We start from the raw sequence: 17382 nt of genomic DNA on the forward strand, positions 1-17382 counted from the left end.
GACCTGCATGTCGCGATAGTCGTTGTAGAAGGCCGAGGCGCAGCGCCAGCTCCAGCCGGTGAAGTCCGAGGACGTCACCGCCTTCGAGGTCGGGCTGAAGAGCAGCTTCCTGGAACGCCGCGTCACCCTGAACGCCTCGGCCTTCTACAACGACTATCGCGACATGCAGGTCTTCGTGCTGATCGCGCCGGTCGTGGCCGGCGGCTTCCCGGTGAGCGTGCTGGACAACGCCAAGAAGGCGGAGACCAAGGGCATCGACGTCGAGCTGACCGTGATCCCGATCCGGAACCTCACGCTCTCGGCCCAAGGCGGGCTGCTGCGCGCGAAGCTGAGGGAGTTCGTGGCGTCCCGCGACGCGAGCGCGCCCGACTACTCCGGCAACCGGCTGCCGCTGGCGCCGCGCGCCTCGGCCAGCCTCAGCGCCGCCTACAAGTTCGATGTGGGTCCGGGCGTCGTCGAGCTCCAGGCGAACGCCAACTACAAGAGCTTCGTCTTTTTCGACGTTTCCAACAACGACTACGCGACGCAGTCCGGCTACTGGACCGAGAACGCGCGGGTCTCCTACGCCCTGGAGGAGGGGCGCTGGGAGGTGGCAGGCTACGTCCGCAACCTCAGCAACAAGAGGTACTTCATCGACAAGTTCGACCTCACCGACCCCTTCGGCCTGGTGCAGGGGATCATGGGCGCGCCCCGGTCCTACGGGGTCGAGCTGAACTACCGCTTCTAGCGGCGAGGCAAGCGCCGGCCGCGGCGGCAGCCTTTATGACATGAGGCGAAACGTGGGGGACGGCGCGACGAACGCGACGTCAGCGCCTTCTTCGTCCGCCACTCCGCGACGGCTGGCGCACTGCGCCCAGCTCCCACCCTGGCGCGGCCCGCAGTTCCCGGCAACAGATCGCCCGATCCGACGTGCGGGGCGGCTGTCTCGAAGCCGTAGGCTACGCACGGCTTCCAGCGGCCCATGGAAACCAGCGGTCGCTCGCTGCGGCCTACCCGACCGGCCGCGGTCGGTCTGCCGGGCCGGGAGAAGCTGTGCTTCCCTGAAGCGAACCTCGATCTTTGATCTGCGAACGTCTCATGTGCGGCGCGGAGTCAGGGACCGCTCACGGAGCAGAGTGGGAGGGGCGCCGCCCTTGGGCCGCAGCGTCTGGCCGAACGGCTCGGCGGCCCTGCGGTGCGCGGCGAGGCGCTCGGGCCGCGCCGTATCGCCCAATCCCCACCGCGCCGTTGACTCTCGGGCTTCCCCGTATATAACGCCCCACCTCTCGCCCGCGGGCCATCCTGCGGGCGCACTCCGTTTTGCATATCTACTCCGAAGGCGCGAACGATGTACGCGGTGATCAAGACCGGCGGCAAGCAGTACCGGGTCCAGCCTGGTGACATTCTGGTTGTCGAGAAGCTCGAAGGCGAACCCGGCGCGGCCGTGGCGTTCGGCGACGTTCTGATGCTCGGCGACGGTGAAGCCGTGACGGTCGGCGCGCCCCTCGTGGACGGCGCCTCGGTCGCCGCGACCCTGATCGAGACCCGCAAGGGCGAGAAGGTGAAGATCTTCAAGAAGATCCGTCGCCAGGGCTATCGCCGTACCCGCGGCCACCGCCAGACCGAGACGGTCCTTCAGGTCACCGGCATCACCGCCGGCGGCAAGGAGACCAAGTGGGATGGCACGGTCAGCCTGACCACCAAGGCCGAGCTGGACGCCCGCGCCCGCGGCCTGGACTTCGCGACCCTCAACGTCTCGAAGAAGGCCCTGAAGGCCGGCGCCGCTGCCGCCCCGGCGGCCAAGGCCGAGAAGCCGGCCGCCAAGGCGAAGGCTCCCAAGGCCGAAGTGGTCGAGGAAGCCGCCGCCGCCCAGGTGAACGCGCCGGTCGAGACCGAAGCCAAGGCCGCCGCGCCGAAGAAGGCCGCGGCTCCCAAGGCCGAAGCCGGCGAAAAGAAAGCTGCGGCGCCGAAGAAGGCCGCCGCCAAGAAGGACGACGCCGCCGAGTAATCGGGCGGCGATCAGGTAAGGACAGGAGCGACCTATGGCTCACAAGAAATCCGGTGGTTCGTCGCGCAACGGCCGCGACTCGGCGGGTCGGCGCCTCGGCGTGAAGAAGTTCGGCGGGGAAGCGATCAACGCCGGTTCGATCATCGTGCGTCAGCGCGGCACCAAGTTCTGGCCGGGCGAGAACGTGGGCATGGGCAAGGACCATACCCTCTTCGCGCTCGTGACCGGCGCGGTGCGGTTCGTGACCAAGGCGAAGAACCGAACCTACGCCACGGTGGTCCCGGCCGAGAAGATCGTCGCAGCCGAATAGGCGGACCCTCCTCTCTCCGGTCCCGCCTCACCAGATTAAGGCGGACCGGACACAAGACGACCTTTCGCGGGGAGTCCGGTCAGCCGGGCTCCCCGCTGTCGTTTTGGGCCCCAGCAGAAGGGCCGGGAGGTAAGAGAATGTGCGCACTGGACGTGAGACCCGCGGTCGCCACCGAGCGGCTGCTGCTGCGCGGCCCGACGGCGGCCGACGTGGCCCCGATCGCAGAGCTGGCGAACGACCTGGGGGTGGCCGGCATGACCTCGCGTCTGCCGTACCCCTACGGCCAGGCCGACGCCGAGGCCTTCGTCGGCTCGGTGGCGCGGATGAATCCCCGCACCGAGGCGGTGTTCGCCGTCGAGCACCGGCAGTTCGGCTTCGTCGGCATGCTGGGGTTCCATGAGCGGGCGCCGGGGCGATCCGAGCTCGGCTACTGGTTCGGCCGCCCGTTCTGGGGCCGCGGCTACGCCACCGAGGCCGTGACGGGCGCCCTGCGCTGGGCGAAGGGCGACTGGCGCCGCAACGTCGTGTGGGCCGGCCATTTCGCCGACAACCGCGCCTCGGGCCAGGTGCTGTGCAAGGCCGGCTTCCTCTACACCGGCGACGTCGAGCCCCGCCCCTGCGCCGGCCGAAACGGCCAGGCCGTGCCGACCCGCATGATGGTCTGGCTGGCGTAGGACTGGTAAGCGAACGCCGATGACCGCCGCCTCGTCCCGCCGATCCCCCGCTTCCGGCCACGCGCTGCCCGTCCAGGCGGCGATCGTGGTGGCGGGCGTGGTGGCCATGGCGGCGGCGGGGCGGTTCTCCATCCCCATCGGTCCCGTGCCGATCACGCTGCAGACCTATGCCCTGTTCGTGCTGGCGGGCCTGTTCGGCGGGCGGCTGGCCCTTGGCATCGTCCTGGCGTGGCTGGCCTGCGCGGCGTTCGGCCTGCCGGTGCTGGCGGGGGGCGCGGCCGGCTGGAAGGCCATCATCGGCCATACCGCCGGCTTCCTCGCCGGCATGGCGGCTGCGGCCTACGTCTGTGGCCGCGGGGCCGAGAAGGCCAAGGGCTGGCCCTCGCTGGTCGCCCTGTTCGCGGCCGGCCACGTCATCGTCCTGGCGGTCGGCTGGGCGGGCCTCGCCAGCTTCATGAGCCCCGGTCCCGCCTTCGAGACCGGCATTCAACCCCTCCTGCTCGGTGCGGCCGCCAAGTCGCTCGCCGCCGCGCTCACCGTCCGTCTGGTTTCCCGATGAAGTTCCTCGATCAGGTCAAGGTCTATGTGCGCAGCGGCAACGGGGGCGGCGGCGCCGTCTCGTTCCGCCGCGAGAAGTACATCGAGTATGGCGGCCCCGACGGCGGCGACGGCGGCCGCGGCGGCGACGTCTGGATTGAGGCGGTGGAGGGGCTGAACACCCTGATCGACTACCGCTACCAGCAGCATTTCCGCGCCGGCACCGGCGTCCACGGCATGGGCCGCAACCGCCACGGCGCCGCCGGCGAGGACGTGGTCCTGAAAGTCCCCGTGGGCACCGAGGTACTGGACGAGGACAAGAACCTGATCGTCGACATGGACCACGCCGGCCAGCGGGTCCTGCTCGCCAAGGGCGGCAATGGCGGGTTCGGCAACACGCACTTCAAGGGCCCGGTGAACCAGGCCCCCCGCCACGCCAACCCCGGTCTGGAAGGCCAGGAACTCGCGATCTGGCTGAGGCTGAAGCTTATCGCCGACGTCGGGCTGGTCGGACTTCCGAACGCCGGCAAGAGCACCTTCCTGGCGGCGGCAAGTGCGGCGCGGCCGAAGATCGCCGACTATCCTTTCACGACCCTCGCGCCGAACCTTGGAATGGTCGACCTCTCCCTGGGCGAGCGGTTCATTCTGGCCGACATCCCGGGCCTGATCGAGGGCGCCCACGAAGGCGCGGGGATCGGGACCCGCTTCCTGGGGCACGTCGAGCGCACGGCGGTGCTGATCCACTTGGTGGACGGGACCCAGGAGGACGTGGCCGGCGCCTGGCGCACGGTCCGCCACGAGCTGGAGGCCTATGGCGAGGGCCTGGAAGACAAGCCCGAGCTGCTGGCGCTGAACAAGATCGACGCCCTGGACGAAGAGACCATCGCGGCCAAGGCGGCCGAATTGGAGGCGGCCGCCGGGGTGAAGGTCCGCCGCGTCTCGGGTTTCGCCAAGATCGGCGTCACCGAGCTGCTGCGCGAGGCCTACGCCCTGGTCCAGCAGCGCAAGGGCGAGGCCGCCGCCGAGACCGCCGAGCCCGAGGACTGGCGGCCTTGAGCGGCCTGGCCGAGGCCCGACGGGTCGTCGTCAAGGTCGGCTCGGCCCTGCTGGTCGGGGCGGACGGGGCGGCCCATGGCGCCTGGCTGGCCGACTTCGCCGCCGACGTCGCCCGCATGCGGGCGCGGGGGCAGCACGTGGTGATCGTCTCGTCCGGCGCCGTGGCGCTGGGTCGCCGGCGCCTGGGCCTGGGCAAGCGCGCCCTGACCCTGCCGGAGAAACAGGCCGCCGCCGCCGCCGGTCAGTCGGCGCTGATGCGGGCGTGGGAGGAGGCCCTGGGGCCGCTAGGCTTCAACTGCGCCCAGGTGCTGCTGACCCGCGACGACACCGAGACGCGCCGACGCTGGCTGAACGCCCGCGCCACGGTGGAGACGCTGCTGGGCCTGGGCGTGATCCCGGTGGTCAACGAGAACGACACCGTGGTCACCGAGGAGATCCGCGTCGGTGACAACGACCGGCTGTCCGCCCGCGTGGCCCAACTCGTGGGCGCCGAGGCGTTGGTTCTGCTGTCGGACGTGGAGGGGCTCTACACGGCCGATCCGCGCCGCGATCCCTCGGCCACACTGATCCCCCGCGTGCCGCGCCTGACGCCGCAGATCGAGGCCATGGCGGGCGGCGCCAACGCCCAGGCCGGCGTCGGCACCGGGGGCATGGCCACCAAGCTGGAGGCCGCGCGCATCGCGAGCCAGGCCGGTTGCGCCACCGTCATCACCCTGGGAACCCGGTCGGGGCCGCTGACCGCGATCGAGGGCGGAGCGCCCGCCACCGTGATCGAGCCGGCCACCACGCCGCGGGCCGCCTACAAGGCCTGGATCGGCGGCTCGCTGTCCCCGGCCGGCGCCCTGACCGTGGACGCCGGCGCCGCCGCCGCCGTACTGAAGGGAAAGAGTCTGCTGGCCGCCGGGGTGCGGGCCGTGGAGGGCCGGTTCGACAAGGGCGAGTGCGTCCGTGTCCTCGACCCCGACGGCCGCGAGATCGCCCGCGGCCTGGTGCGTTACGAATCGGGCCACGCCGCACGGATCTGCGGGCTGAAGTCCGAGGCCATCGAGCCGGAGCTGGGCTACACGTCGGGCCCTCTCGTGCATGCCGACGATCTCGCGCTCGCCGCCCATGCCGTGACGTCGGGCTAGCCCCCGCCGCCCGGGGGGGGTAGGGAGTAAGGCTCAACCTGAGCAAATGGGGTCGTTAGGGTGGACGGCAGTTCGTCAGGCAGGGAAGCGCAGCCCGTCCGGACCGGACGGCTGGAAGCGCTCGCGCCCGGCCAGGCGATCCCTTTCGCAGGTGACCGTGTCGCTCTCGTGACACCCGAACTGGCCGCGGCGTTCCGGCCCGGCGATCGGCTGGTCGTGGTGCAGGACACCGGCGATCTGTTGCATATCCCGGCTCGCGAGCATTCCGCTGCCGAGGCCGCCGTGGGGCGTGCCGCCGCCGCCTTTGCGCGGATGGGCGAAGTCCCGGACGCCGCCATCACCGCCTTCTTCGAGGCCTTCGCCGCCAAGCTGGAGGACGATGCGGTCTGGGCCGCCATCGCGGTCGCCAACGCCGCGGACGTGGAAAGCGCCAGGGCCCGCGGGCGCTCCACCACTCGCCTGATCGCCACCGAGGCCATGCGCGCCGACATGGTGGCGGGCCTGCGCGCCTGGCGCGATGCCGAGCCGCCCCGCGGCCGGGTGCTGGAGACCGTGCGCCACGAGGGCTGGTCGGTGGAACAGGTCGTGGCGCCCCTGGGCGTCACCGGCTTCGTGTTCGAAGGGCGGCCCAACGTCTTCGCCGACGCCACCGGGGTGATCCGGGCGGGCAACACAGTCGTCTTCCGCATCGGCTCGGACGCCCTGGGCACAGCGCGGGCCATCGTGGCCGAGGCGCTGGACCCCGCGCTGACGGAAGCGGGCTTGCCTCCGGGTGCGGCGGTGCTGGTCGACAGCGCCGCCCACGCCGCCGGCTGGGCCATGTTCGCCGACGCCCGCCTGGCCCTGGCGGTGGCGCGCGGGTCGGGGCCCGCGGTCAGCCAATTGGGCGCCATCGCGCGGCAGGCGGGCACGCCGGTCAGCCTGCACGGCACGGGCGGCGCCTGGATGGTCGCCGACGCCACCGCCGACGCCGACCGCTTCTACGCCGCCGTCTACCACTCGCTGGACCGCAAGGTCTGCAACACGCTCAACGTCTGCTGCATCGTGCGCGAGGCGGCGGACCGGCTGGTCCCCGTGTTCCTGGAGGCGCTGGAGCGGGCGGGCGGGCGTCGCCGCGGGTGCAAGCTGCACGTGGCCGAGGCCGATTTCGCGGCGTTGCCGGAGCGCTGGCGCACGGCGCGCGCGACCGTGGTCCGGGCGGAGGGCCCCGTCGAGGAGCCCCTGGCCGAGCCTATCGCCGATGCCGACCTCGGCCGGGAGTGGGAGTGGGAGGAGACCCCCGAGGTCAGTCTGAAGGTCGTGGACGACGCAGCCCAGGCGGTCGCCCTGTTCAACGCGCTCAGCCCCCGCTTCGCCGCAGCCCTGATCTCCGAGGATCCGGCCGCCCACGAGCGCTTCTACGCCACCATCGACGCGCCGTTCGTCGGCGACGGCTTCACCCGCTGGGTCGATGGTCAGTACGCCCTGAACCGGCCCGAGCTGGGCCTGTCGAACTGGGAGAACGGCCGCCTGTTCGCCCGCGGCGGCGTCCTGGCCGGCGACGGGGTGTTCACCGTCCGCGCGCGGGTCCGCCAGGCCGATCCCCACCTCGACCGCGGGGGCGCGCCCACCCCGCCTCGCACCCGGTGACCTGAGCGCATGTGGTTCGCAGGTCCGGCGCGCCGCGCGCCCGTCGCCGGCCGGCCGGGAGCGCTCCGGCTGGGGTTCAACCTCACCCCCGGCATGAAGGTCGGGCTCTACGGCGGCTCTTTCAATCCGGCGCACGACGGCCACGCCCACGTGGCGGAGACGGCCAAGCGGCGCCTGGGGCTGGATCGGGTGATCTGGCTGGTCTCCCCGCAGAACCCGCTGAAGTCGCGGCACGAGACCGCGGACCTGGCCGAGCGGATCGCCGGCGCCCAGGCGCTCGCCCAGGGTACCGGCATGATCGTCTCGGCGGTGGAGACCCGGCTGGGGTCGAACTACACCATCGACACCATCCGGGCGCTGAAGGCGCGCTATCCCGGCGTCCACTTCGTCTGGATCATGGGCGCCGACAGCCTCGCCACGTTCCATCGCTGGAAGGGCTGGACCCAGATCATGTACGAGGCGCCGGTGGCGGTGGTCTCGCGCCCCTGGATCTCGCTCAAAAGCCGCTTCTCGCCCGCCGCCCTGCGCTTCGCGCGCTTCCGAGTCCCCACCCGCTCGGCCATCCGCCTGGCCACCTCGAAGACGCCCGCCTGGGTGTTTCTGTTCGGCCGCTTCAACTTCCAGTCCTCCACTGCGCTCCGTGCCCGCAAGCCGCGCTGACGCGCTCCATGGAACACGACCCCGGCCTTGCGGCTTGATGTCTCGTGACGGCGGCTGACCGAAGGCCTGTCGTGTGATAGGATCGGCCAGCGAGGACAAAAGGAGTCACCCCGCTGAACGCTGAATCTGCGCCCAACAAGCTTGAGTCGAGCTTGGCGCAAGAGGCCCCGGCCGACGCCGCGACCTCGCTGGAAGTCCAAGGCCGCAACGGTGGGGTGGAGGACCTGATCCTCACCCGCCTGGAAGATGACAAGGCCCAGGACGTTGTCTTCATCGACATCAAGGGCAAGAGCCCCGTGGCCGACGGCCTGATCGTCGCGTCCGGCCGGTCCGGCCGTCATGTGGGGGCCATGGCCGACCACCTGCTGCGCGCGCTCAAGGACGCGGGCTACGGCAAGTGCCGGGTCGAAGGCATGCCCAGCGCCGATTGGGTGCTGATCGACGCGGGCGACGTGATCGTCCACCTGTTCCGGCCCGAAGTGCGCAGCTTCTACAACATCGAGAAGATCTGGTCGGTCGACTCCGGCCACCGGGGCGTCGCGGCCGCGAACTAGCCGAAGGCTTTACAGTCACGCCCGCGCCCGCTACAGGCGCGGCGATGACCGCTGTCATGACCATTACGATTACCCTGAAAACGACCCGCTCCGGCGGGGCGTCGACGGGTGCGTGCGTGGTCTAGAGCCGCCGGCACGATCCCGAAGAGCCCCGCCGACGCGCGGGGCAGCCTCTCTCGAGAAGCCAGACCTCGCGCCTCCGCAAACCAGGAGACGTAGAGCCATGCCGCATTCCCTTCCCGCAAATCCCCGCGTCGCCATCGTCGGCGCCACCGGCGCCGTGGGTGTCGAGCTTGTCCGCTGTCTGGAGGCGCGCAGCTTCCCGCTGGCCGGCCTGAAGCTGCTGGCCTCGCCGCGATCGGCGGGCCGCGAGATGGCGTTCAGGGGGCGGACCCTGGTTGTGGAAGCGCTGGGCGACAACAGCTTCGAGGAGGTGGACCTCGCCCTGTTCTCGGCGGGGAGCGGCCTGTCGAAGGTCTACGGACCCAAGGCCGTCGCCGCCGGCGCGGTGGTCGTAGACAACTCCTCGGCCTTCCGCATGGACCCGGACTGCCCGCTGGTGGTGCCCGAGGTGAACGCCGAGGCGCTGGCCGAGCACCACGGCATCGTCGCCAATCCCAATTGCGTGGCGATCATCGCCGCCGTGGCGATGGCGCCGCTCGCCCGCGCCTTCAACCTGGGGCGCGTGCAGATGGCCACCTACCAGGCGGCGTCGGGCGCCGGCGCGGCGGCCATGGAGGAGTTGCGCGCCTCCACCGAGGCCGCGCTGGCCGGCCGGCCCTTCGCGCCGCAGGTCCTGCCGCACCCCTATGCCTTCAACCTCTTCAGCCACAACGCCGACGTCGATCCCGAGAGCGGCTATAACGGTGAGGAGCTGAAGGTGATCGAGGAATGCCGCCGGCTCATGGACGCGCCGGCGTTGCCGATCGGCGTCACCTGCATCCGTGTGCCCGTGCTGCGCGCCCACGCCATCGCGCTCACGCTTGAATTCGACCGTCCGGTAGATCCCGATCTGGCGCGCGAGGTGCTGGCCGCCGCGCCCGGCGTGCGGGTCATCGACGACCGCGCCCGCAACCACTTCCCCATGCCCTGCGAGGCCGAGGGGCAGGGCGACGTCCTGGTGGGGCGGGTCCGCCGCGACCTGGGCGATCCCTCCGGCCGTTCGCTGGCGCTGTTCGTGGCCGGCGACCAGCTCCTGAAGGGCGCCGCGCTCAACGCGGTCCAGATCGCCGAGCGGCTGCTCCCGACGGTATCGGAAGGTGCGCGCCAGGGCGAACTGCTAGGCGTCTCCTAGGGTTGCGGCTCGCCGGGCTGGACTTGCCCCGTCCCGGCGGGCCACCCTTATCTTCGGGAGAACGCAAAGATGTCCGAGACGCTCAGCCTGGATCTGTTGGACCGCACCGCCGGCGAGATCGTCGCGACCCTCGCCGCCGGCCAGGCGAGCGCGCTCGCGCTGACCGACGCCGCCATCGCCCGCATCGAGGACCGCGACCGCGCGATCAACGCCGTCGTCGTCCGTGATTTCGACCGGGCCCGACAGGCGGCGCGGGCGGCCGACGCGGCCCTGGCGCGGGGCGAGCGCCGTCCCCTGCTGGGCCTGCCGATGACGGTCAAGGAAAGCAACGAGGTCGAGGGCCTGCCCTCCACCTGGGGCAGCCCGGCCTTCAGCGGCTGGGTCGCGCAGCGGGACGCCGTGGCGGTCGCGCGCCTCAAGGCGGCCGGCGCGATCATCCTGGGCAAGACGAACGTCCCGCCGTTCCTGGCCGACTGGCAGAGCACCAATCCGGTGTACGGTCGGACGAAGAACCCCTGGGACCTCGGCCTTTCGCCGGGCGGCTCGTCCGGCGGCAGCGCCGCCGCGCTCGCCGCGGGCATGACGCCGCTGGAGCTGGGGTCCGACATCGGCGGCTCGATCCGCGTGCCCGCCGCCTTTTGTGGCGTCTATGGCCATAAACCGAGCTATGGCCTGGTGCCCCTGCGCGGACACGCGCCGCCGGGCCTGGACGGCGGGCCGATCGCCCTGGCCGTCGTGGGCCCGCTCGCCCGCAGCGCCGCCGATCTGGACCTGGCGCTCGACGTCGTCGCCGGGCCGGAGCCGCACGAGGCCAAGGCCTATGCCCTGAACCTGCCGCCGCCCCGCCACGCTGAGCTTGCGGACTATCGGGTTCTGGTGGTGGATCAGCATCCCGCGGCGGCCACGGACCATGAGATCCGCGGCGCTCTGGACACCCTGGCGCGCCGCCTGGATGGCCTGGGCGCGCGCGTGGACCGTTCCAGCGATCTTCTGCCGGACCTCGCCGCTCAGCACGCGGTTTTCCTGGCGCTGGTCGGCGCGGCCCTGTCCCGGGGCTCGCCCGGCGGCACGACAATGAACGCCCATGAGTGGATGAACAGCCTCGACGCCCAGGTGATGTTCCGCCGCCGCTGGGCGGTGCTGTTCGAGAGCTTCGACGTGGTGGTCGCGCCGGCCTTCGGCGTCGTGGCGTTCGAGCATGTCGACGAGCCGGACAACGCCCGGCGCATTCTCAACATCGATGGCCTGGCCACGCCCTATTTCGACCAGATCGCCTGGCCGGGCGTGGCTCTGCTGCCGAACCTGCCAGCCACCGCGGCGCCGATCGGGTTCACGCGCGGCGGCCTGCCGATCGGCGCCCAGATCATCGGGCCCTACCTCGAGGACCGGACGACCATCGCCTTCGCCGGCCTGCTGGAGCGCGAGTTCGGCGGCTTCAAAGCCCCGCCGGCCCTGACCTGACCTGGTGAAGATCGCCGTCGTCGCCATCGGCCGGCTCAGCCGCTCGCCCGAGACCGAGCTCGTGAAGCTCTACGTCGACAGGGCGACTGCTGCGGGCCGTTCGCTGGGCCTTGGTCCGGTGGACGTGGTCGAGGTCGAAAGCCGAAAGCCCGGCAAGGCGGCGGAGGCCGAGGCGCTCCGCCCGCACCTGGCCGACAGCCATGTGATCGCCTGCGACGAGCGCGGCAAGGCCCGCGCCAGCCGCGCCTTCGCCGAGGAGATCGGGATGCTCCGGGACCGCGGCGTGCGCCGCCTGGTCTTCCTGATCGGCGGCGCGGACGGCCTCGATCCGGAGATCGTGAAGGCGGCGCAGGGGACCCTGGCCTTCGGGCCCCAGACCTGGCCCCACGCCCTGGCCCGGGCGATGCTGTGCGAGCAGGTCTATCGCGCTGTCTCCATTCTCGCCGGATCGCCCTATCATCGCGACTGATGCGGCGGATTCTTCTTCTCGGAACCCTGGCGGCCTTCGGCCTGGGCGCGGCGGCGTGGGCCGCCACCAACGCGCAGCTTGAGCGGCTGAACCTGGCCGAGACCGAGCTGTCGGTGGATCAGGGCGCCAACATGCACCGGCTCTCTCGGCTGCTGTCGGTCCTGGAGCTCATGAAGCGCGACCCGCCCCCGGCGCTGCTGGTCTCGCCCGACGACGCCAAGGACGCCGTCCGCGCCGCGATCCTGGTGAAGGCCCTTACGCCCGCCCTGGCCGGCCGCGCCCAGGACTACGCTGAAGGGGCGACCGAGGTGATGCGCCAGCGGAGGTTGGCGGCCGTCCAGAGTGAGGCGCTGTTCGAGCGGGACAGCCTGGCGGCGGACGCCCTGCCGGCCCCGGACTCGTCCGCGGGCCTGCGGCTTAGGGGCGCAGTGAGCGCAGATCCGGCCGAACTGACTCCGCCCGATCGGCTGCTCATGCCGGTCGCCGGCGCCGTCGTCAGACGCTTCGGGGATCCCCTCGCGGGGGGCGGGCGTTCGAACGGCCTGACGCTCGCCGCCGCGAAGGGCGCGAGGGCGGTGAGCCCCGCGGCGGGCCTTGTTCAATACGTGGGCCCCGTCAAAGGCTGGGACGTCATCGTGATATTAAGACTAGCCGGGGGATATCATCTCGTGCTTGCTGGTCTCGAAAGAACATCGGTTCAGGTCGGACAATCCGTCGCGGAGGGTCAACCTGTCGGATGGGCTACCGATGATCGCCAAGCGACGTCGGAGCTCTATCTGGAGGTCCGCGAGCAGGGTTCGCCCGTCGATCCAGCCAAGTGGCTGGTGAAGAACCGGGGTTGAACAAGAAAGCGGGCTGATACGGCCTCAAAACCGTCGTTTCGGCGCGCTCCATAAAGGACGGGCATTCGTCCAAGGGAGTCTGAGCCTGGCTATGAAGAAGTATCTCCTCATCGGCGCGTCGGCCTTCGTTCTCGGCGCCGGCTCCATGGCCTACGTCAGCCAGCAGGCCGAGGCCTCCGCGCAGCCGAGGGCCAAGACCTACCGGATGCTCGGCCTGTTCGGCGACGTGCTGAACACGGTCGAGAACCAGTACGTCACCGAGGTGGACGATACGAAGCTGATCCAGGCGGCCATCGACGGGATGCTGACCTCGCTCGACCCGCACTCGGGCTACCTCGACCCCGAGAGCTTCGACGACATGCGCGATCAGACGCGCGGCGAATACGGCGGCCTGGGCATCGAGGTCACCAGCGAGGACGGCGTGGTCAAGGTGATCTCGCCGATGGACGGCACGCCCGCCTTCAAGGCCGGGGTCAAGGCCGGCGACTACATCACCGCCGTCAACGGCGAGAGCGTGCTGGGCCTGACCGTGACCGAGGCGGTGAAGCAGATGCGCGGCCGCCCGGGCGAGACCGTCACCCTGACCATCGCCCGCGAGAAGTCGGATCCGTTCGACGTGAAGCTGGTCCGCGAGATCATCAAGCCGAAGTCGGCCACCGCGCGCCTGGAAGGCGACAACATCATCCTGCGTATCGGCAGCTTCAACGAGAAGACGACGGACGAGGCCGAGCAGGCGTTCGCCGAGGCGCGCGCCAAGAACCCGAAGGCCAAGGGCCTGATCCTCGATCTGCGCAACAATCCGGGCGGCCTGCTCGACCAGGCCGTGGGCGTGTCCGACCTGTTCCTGGAAGGCGGCGAGATCGTTTCCCAGCGTGGCCGCGATCCGCGCGACGTCGAGCGCTACAACGCCCGCACCGGCGACATCACCGGCGGCATGCCGATGGTGGTGCTGATCAACTCCGGTTCGGCTTCGGCCGCGGAGATCGTCGCGGGCGCCCTGCAGGACCGCAAACGCGCCGAACTCGTGGGCACGACCAGCTTCGGCAAGGGCTCGGTCCAGACCGTGATCCCGCTGCGCGGCGGCATCGACGGGGCGCTGAAGCTGACGACGGCGCGGTACTACACGCCGGCGGGCCGCTCGATCCAGAAGACCGGCATCGAGCCGGACCTCGAGGTCGCCCTGACTCGCGACGAGGCCCAGGCCATCGCCAACCGCGCCTACCAGTTCTCGGAAGCCAGCTTCAAGAACGCGCTCAACGCCGACGAAGGCAAGGTGCGTCGCGGCGCCCACGAACCCGCGGAGGCGCCGCCTGAGAACTTCGACGAGAAGAAGGACTTCCAGATCGCTCGCGCCGAGGACGTGCTGCGCTACGGCTCCGTGGCCGCCACGCCCAAGCTGCCTAAGCCCACCGCCCGCCTGGCCGAGATCGTCTCGAAGGCCAAGGTCGCCGAGGTGAAGCCGCCGCAGACGACGCAGAAGTAGACGTCTCACCTGTTCTGAACGGAAGAGGGCGGTCCGGCGTGGGCCGTCCTTTTTCATGCGCCCGCCGCGGCGTGCGACCGCAGGCGTGGATTGAGACCGCGTTAACCATGTTCGGCGAGGCTCCAGCGTGAGGAGTCCGCTAGCGTGGCCACCATCGCCCTTCCCCGCTTCAAGCCGCCCAGGATCGACCTGGGCGCCGTGATGAAGAGTCCGGCCGCCGGCCTCGCCGGTGCGGGCGTGCTGTTCGCCGGCGCGATCGTCGCGCTGGTGAACCTGCTGGGTCCCATGGGCGCGGGGCCGGACCATGTCCGCATTCCCCTGGACCAGCCGCTGCGGTCTGCCCCGGCCGGCTGGCGAGAGGCCTTGAGGCCGCTGCAGGGCCAGCCCCACGTTTACAAGGACGTCGTGCGCCTCTCCGAGCGCCCGCTGGCGCCCGGGGCGGCCAGCCACTTCAGCGGCGCCAAGCCGGCGGCCGCTCCGATGGTCGCCGGAACGGCGCTGCCCGTGGCGCCGATCGCGGGCTTCTACGCGCCCGGGCCGGGCGGCCCGCTCCCCATCATCGCCCAGGACGGCCGCACACCCGCGGAGGCCTACGCCCGGCCGTTCAACGCCAACGGGCGGCCCAAGGTGGCCCTGGTCATGGGCGGCCTGGGTCTCAACGCCCGCACGACCCGCCAGGCCATCGAGACTCTCCGTCCCGAGATCACTCTCTCGTTCAGCGTCTATGCCGAGGGCCTGCAGGGCTGGATCGACATGGCCCGCGCCCACGGGCACGAGGTGCTGCTCGAGACGCCCATGGAGCCGGTGGACTATCCCGACAACGACCCCGGCCCCTACACCCTGATGGCGGGCGGCCAGCCGCCCGAGACGGTGAAGAAGCTGGAGTGGATCCTCTCTCGCGCGACAGGCTACTTCGGCCTGACGAACTACCTGGGCTCGCGCTTCCTGGCCACGGACGTCGCCTACAACGCCTTCGCCAGTTCGGTGAAAGGCCGGGGCCTGGCGTTCATCGACGACGGCTCGGCGGCCCGCCGCGGCGGCGGCATGGCCCGGGCGACGGCCGAGCGGGTGATTGACGACAAGCTGTCGGGTCCGGCCATCGACCAGCAGCTCATGGCCCTGGAAGGTGCCGCGCTGCAGCGCGGCCAGGCGCTGGGGTCCGGCTTCGCCTATCCGGTCACCCTGGAGAAGGTTGCGTCCTGGGCCAATGAGGTGGAACAGAGGGGCTTCCAGCTCGCGCCCGCCTCGGCCCTCACCGTCAGGAAATGACTGACCTTTCCGAATACCGTCCGAACGTAGGCGTCGTCCTGTTCCATCCCGATGGACGGGTCTGGCTGGGCCGCCGGGCCGGCACGCCGCCGCCTCACAACTGGCAGTTCCCGCAAGGGGGCGTCGACGAGGGCGAGGCCCTCGAGGACGCGGCGCGCCGGGAGTTGCGCGAGGAAACGGGCGCCGCCAGCGTTACCTACCTCGGCCGCACCGACGGGTGGCTCACCTATGATTTTCCGCCCCTGGTGGCGCGGGAACTGGCCCGCGGCTGGAAGGGTCAGCGACAGGTATGGTTCGCCTTCCGCTTCGACGGGGAAGAGTCGGAGTTCGACCTGGCGGTCCACCATCCGCCCGAATTCGACACTTGGCGCTGGGGTTACCTCGCCGAGGCGCCCGAACTGATCGTGCCGTTCAAGCGCGCCGCCTATGACGCCGTCGCCGAGGCCTTCGCCGCTTTCGCCGCGCCACGGAGCGAAGCCGGCTGAATCCTCACCCGTCCTTAGCAGGTTCGGGCTAGGGTGGTCGTTCGAGACAGCTCCGGGGGGAGCCGGGAAATCCTATGCCGACGGTCGTGATGACGCACGGCGCCTTCTGTGGCGGCTGGGCCTTCGAAGTGTTCCGCGCGCCGTTCGAGGCGCGGGGCTGGACGGTGCTGACGCCCGACCTGCCCGGGCACGGACCCGGCGGCGGCGTCGCGGGCCTCTCCATGTCCGACTATGCCCGGAGCCTTGCGAAGCTGTGCGCCGAACTGCCGGAGCCGCCGGTGCTGATCGGCCATTCCATGGGCGGGCTGGTTTGCCAGATGGCGGCCCGGCGGATCCAGGCGAGCGCCCTGGTGCTGCTGGCGCCGTCCCCGCCCTGGGGTGTCACCGGCTCGTCGATCGAAGAGGCCATCACCGCCTTCGGCGTTCACCTGGCCGACCCGTTCTGGTCCAGCGCCGTGTCGCCCGATCGGCACCTGATGCGTCACCACAGCCTGGACCGCACGCCCAAGGTGCTGCGCGACAGGATCCTGGACCGGCTAGTGCCGGAGAGCGGCCGGGCGGTGCGCGAGGTGCTGAATTGGTGGCTCGACCCGTTCATGACCACCAGCGTGGGCGTCGGCCGCCTGCCGATGCCGTCGCTGGCCATCGCCGGCGACCGCGACGTGGTCCACCCGGCCGCGACGGTGCGCCAGACCGCGGACCGCATCGGCGCGGAGTTCCGGGTCATGCCCGGTATGAGCCACTGGCTCATCGGCGAGGAAGGCTGGGAGGACGTCGCCGCGGCGGCGCTCGAGTGGCTGGACGGCCGGGTGCGCGTCGCAGTCTAGGCCTTCGATCGCCGCAGCGCCCAGCGGGCCAGACCGACCAGGGCGACGGCGGCCCACGCGCCCTCCATGACGGTGGCGGACAGATTGAAGTCCTGGGTGAGCAGGCCCCACAGGATGAGGCTGGCCCCGATGAGGTTGCAGAGGAGCGCGACGGGCTTCTCGGGATCGAGCTTGCCCAGCGCCGCGCCCGCGTAGGCGACGAGGATCAGGAGGACGCCGAAGAGGCCCGCGGCGTCCGTCAGCCCGATCAGAACGTGCGTTCCTGATACTGCAGCGTGCCCATGTCGTACTTCGCGTTCACTTGGCTGTCGTCAGGCTTGCGGACGGTCGAGTAGTTCAGGCCGATCGAGCGGTTGGTGGTCAGATATTCCCACGAGCGACGGACGCGCTTCAGGCCGTCCGGATCCTGCGGCTGGGTGTAGTTGGCCGTGGGATCCAGCGGCGGCTGCTGGACGAAGGCCCAGACGTTGAGCGCCTTGGCGATGTCGTCGTCAGCGCCCATCGGATAGCGCAGCTCGACGTTGCAGACCGACTTGTTGGAGCCGGAGGGGAACACGATGACCTGGTAGGCCTTGTTTTCGGTTCCGAAGGGCTTGGCCCAGGTCTGGTCCCGGCGGTTCATCTTGAAGCCGTTGGCCTTGGCCACGGGATCAACCCCCTGGCCGCGAACGGCGGGGATGCAGACCTTCTCGATCACCTGGATCGCCTCGAAGCC

19 protein-coding genes are annotated in these 17382 nt (G+C 70.8%); 18 read left to right on the plus strand and 1 reads right to left on the minus strand.

Going from position 1 to position 17382, the window contains the following annotated elements:
- Positions 1-58 precede the first annotated feature (58 nt).
- From AX721_RS23645 to AX721_RS23730, 18 genes are all read left to right on the plus strand, one after another.
- The gene (locus tag AX721_RS23645) at positions 59-727 is read left to right on the plus strand and encodes a TonB-dependent receptor (RefSeq protein WP_068878424.1); all 669 of its coding nucleotides are present in this window, start codon (positions 59-61) and stop codon (positions 725-727) included.
- A 600-nt stretch (positions 728-1327) separates the two neighbouring features.
- Positions 1328-1987 (plus strand): 50S ribosomal protein L21, encoded by a 660-nt coding sequence (rplU, locus tag AX721_RS23650; protein WP_068878425.1) that lies wholly within the window; start codon positions 1328-1330, stop codon positions 1985-1987.
- A 34-nt stretch (positions 1988-2021) separates the two neighbouring features.
- Entirely contained in the window at positions 2022-2297 is a 276-nt protein-coding gene (gene rpmA / locus AX721_RS23655) for a 50S ribosomal protein L27 (protein WP_068878426.1), read from the plus strand.
- 137 nt (positions 2298-2434) lie between these two features.
- Positions 2435-2971: a GNAT family N-acetyltransferase gene (locus tag AX721_RS23660; RefSeq protein WP_068878427.1), complete on the plus strand. Its 537-nt coding sequence runs from the start codon at positions 2435-2437 to the stop codon at positions 2969-2971.
- Positions 2972-2990: 19 nt separating this feature from the next.
- Positions 2991-3530 (plus strand): biotin transporter BioY, encoded by a 540-nt coding sequence (locus AX721_RS23665; RefSeq protein ID WP_068878428.1) that lies wholly within the window; start codon positions 2991-2993, stop codon positions 3528-3530.
- On the plus strand, positions 3527-4564 hold the full coding sequence (obgE, locus tag AX721_RS23670) for a GTPase ObgE (RefSeq protein WP_068878429.1): 1038 nt from the start codon (positions 3527-3529) through the stop codon (positions 4562-4564). The genes AX721_RS23665 and obgE overlap by 4 nt, the downstream gene beginning before the upstream one ends.
- Positions 4561-5694 carry a glutamate 5-kinase gene (proB, locus tag AX721_RS23675; RefSeq protein WP_082765448.1) on the plus strand — a complete coding sequence of 378 codons (1134 nt, stop codon included), beginning with the start codon at positions 4561-4563 and terminating at the stop codon, positions 5692-5694. Before obgE ends, proB begins: the two co-directional genes overlap by 4 nt.
- Before the next feature lie 168 nt (positions 5695-5862).
- Complete coding sequence (locus AX721_RS23680; RefSeq protein WP_231733246.1) at positions 5863-7323, plus strand: aldehyde dehydrogenase family protein; 1461 nt, start codon at positions 5863-5865, stop codon at positions 7321-7323.
- 9 nt (positions 7324-7332) lie between these two features.
- Entirely contained in the window at positions 7333-7983 is a 651-nt protein-coding gene (locus AX721_RS23685; protein ID WP_068878431.1) for a nicotinate-nucleotide adenylyltransferase, read from the plus strand.
- Between the two features lie 188 nt (positions 7984-8171).
- Positions 8172-8537 (plus strand): ribosome silencing factor, encoded by a 366-nt coding sequence (rsfS, locus tag AX721_RS23690; protein WP_156467352.1) that lies wholly within the window; start codon positions 8172-8174, stop codon positions 8535-8537.
- Positions 8538-8760: 223 nt separating this feature from the next.
- Entirely contained in the window at positions 8761-9831 is a 1071-nt protein-coding gene (locus AX721_RS23695; RefSeq protein ID WP_068878432.1) for an aspartate-semialdehyde dehydrogenase, read from the plus strand.
- Positions 9832-9900: 69 nt separating this feature from the next.
- Positions 9901-11292 carry an amidase family protein gene (locus AX721_RS23700; RefSeq protein ID WP_068878433.1) on the plus strand — a complete coding sequence of 464 codons (1392 nt, stop codon included), beginning with the start codon at positions 9901-9903 and terminating at the stop codon, positions 11290-11292.
- 4 nt (positions 11293-11296) lie between these two features.
- On the plus strand, positions 11297-11761 hold the full coding sequence (gene rlmH / locus AX721_RS23705; protein WP_068878434.1) for a 23S rRNA (pseudouridine(1915)-N(3))-methyltransferase RlmH: 465 nt from the start codon (positions 11297-11299) through the stop codon (positions 11759-11761).
- A complete protein-coding gene (locus AX721_RS23710) occupies positions 11761-12603 on the plus strand; it encodes a murein hydrolase activator EnvC (RefSeq protein ID WP_068878435.1) in 843 nt (280 codons plus the stop codon). Before rlmH ends, AX721_RS23710 begins: the two co-directional genes overlap by 1 nt.
- A 91-nt stretch (positions 12604-12694) precedes the next feature.
- Positions 12695-14086, plus strand: coding sequence for a S41 family peptidase (locus AX721_RS23715; protein ID WP_068878436.1), 1392 nt, complete (start codon positions 12695-12697; stop codon positions 14084-14086).
- A 144-nt stretch (positions 14087-14230) separates the two neighbouring features.
- Positions 14231-15355, plus strand: coding sequence for a divergent polysaccharide deacetylase family protein (locus AX721_RS23720; RefSeq protein WP_068878437.1), 1125 nt, complete (start codon positions 14231-14233; stop codon positions 15353-15355).
- A complete protein-coding gene (locus AX721_RS23725) occupies positions 15352-15840 on the plus strand; it encodes an RNA pyrophosphohydrolase (RefSeq protein WP_068878438.1) in 489 nt (162 codons plus the stop codon). Before AX721_RS23720 ends, AX721_RS23725 begins: the two co-directional genes overlap by 4 nt.
- A gap of 74 nt (positions 15841-15914) precedes the next feature.
- A complete protein-coding gene (locus AX721_RS23730) occupies positions 15915-16667 on the plus strand; it encodes an alpha/beta hydrolase (RefSeq protein ID WP_068878439.1) in 753 nt (250 codons plus the stop codon).
- Between the two features lie 247 nt (positions 16668-16914).
- On the opposite strand, the gene AX721_RS28140 is transcribed toward AX721_RS23730, so the two are convergent.
- On the minus strand, positions 16915-17382 hold a 468-nt coding region (locus AX721_RS28140; protein WP_197422695.1), incomplete at its 5' end, for a hypothetical protein.

The sequence above is a fragment of the Phenylobacterium sp. CCH9-H3 genome (assembly GCF_001557235.1).
Classification (GTDB): domain Bacteria; phylum Pseudomonadota; class Alphaproteobacteria; order Caulobacterales; family Caulobacteraceae; genus Phenylobacterium.

What these genes read in the sequence shown, in the direction of transcription:
- rplU (WP_068878425.1), top strand. Translation starts at nt 1,328, where the DNA reads ATGTACGCGGTGATCAAGACCGGCGGCAAGCAGTACCGGGTCCAGCCT.
- rpmA (WP_068878426.1), top strand. Translation starts at nt 2,022, where the DNA reads ATGGCTCACAAGAAATCCGGTGGTTCGTCGCGCAACGGCCGCGACTCG.
- AX721_RS23660 (WP_068878427.1), top strand. Translation starts at nt 2,435, where the DNA reads ATGTGCGCACTGGACGTGAGACCCGCGGTCGCCACCGAGCGGCTGCTG.
- AX721_RS23665 (WP_068878428.1), top strand. Translation starts at nt 2,991, where the DNA reads ATGACCGCCGCCTCGTCCCGCCGATCCCCCGCTTCCGGCCACGCGCTG.
- obgE (WP_068878429.1), top strand. Translation starts at nt 3,527, where the DNA reads ATGAAGTTCCTCGATCAGGTCAAGGTCTATGTGCGCAGCGGCAACGGG.
- AX721_RS23685 (WP_068878431.1), top strand. Translation starts at nt 7,333, where the DNA reads ATGTGGTTCGCAGGTCCGGCGCGCCGCGCGCCCGTCGCCGGCCGGCCG.
- AX721_RS23695 (WP_068878432.1), top strand. Translation starts at nt 8,761, where the DNA reads ATGCCGCATTCCCTTCCCGCAAATCCCCGCGTCGCCATCGTCGGCGCC.
- AX721_RS23700 (WP_068878433.1), top strand. Translation starts at nt 9,901, where the DNA reads ATGTCCGAGACGCTCAGCCTGGATCTGTTGGACCGCACCGCCGGCGAG.
- AX721_RS23710 (WP_068878435.1), top strand. Translation starts at nt 11,761, where the DNA reads ATGCGGCGGATTCTTCTTCTCGGAACCCTGGCGGCCTTCGGCCTGGGC.
- AX721_RS23715 (WP_068878436.1), top strand. Translation starts at nt 12,695, where the DNA reads ATGAAGAAGTATCTCCTCATCGGCGCGTCGGCCTTCGTTCTCGGCGCC.
- AX721_RS23725 (WP_068878438.1), top strand. Translation starts at nt 15,352, where the DNA reads ATGACTGACCTTTCCGAATACCGTCCGAACGTAGGCGTCGTCCTGTTC.
- AX721_RS23730 (WP_068878439.1), top strand. Translation starts at nt 15,915, where the DNA reads ATGCCGACGGTCGTGATGACGCACGGCGCCTTCTGTGGCGGCTGGGCC.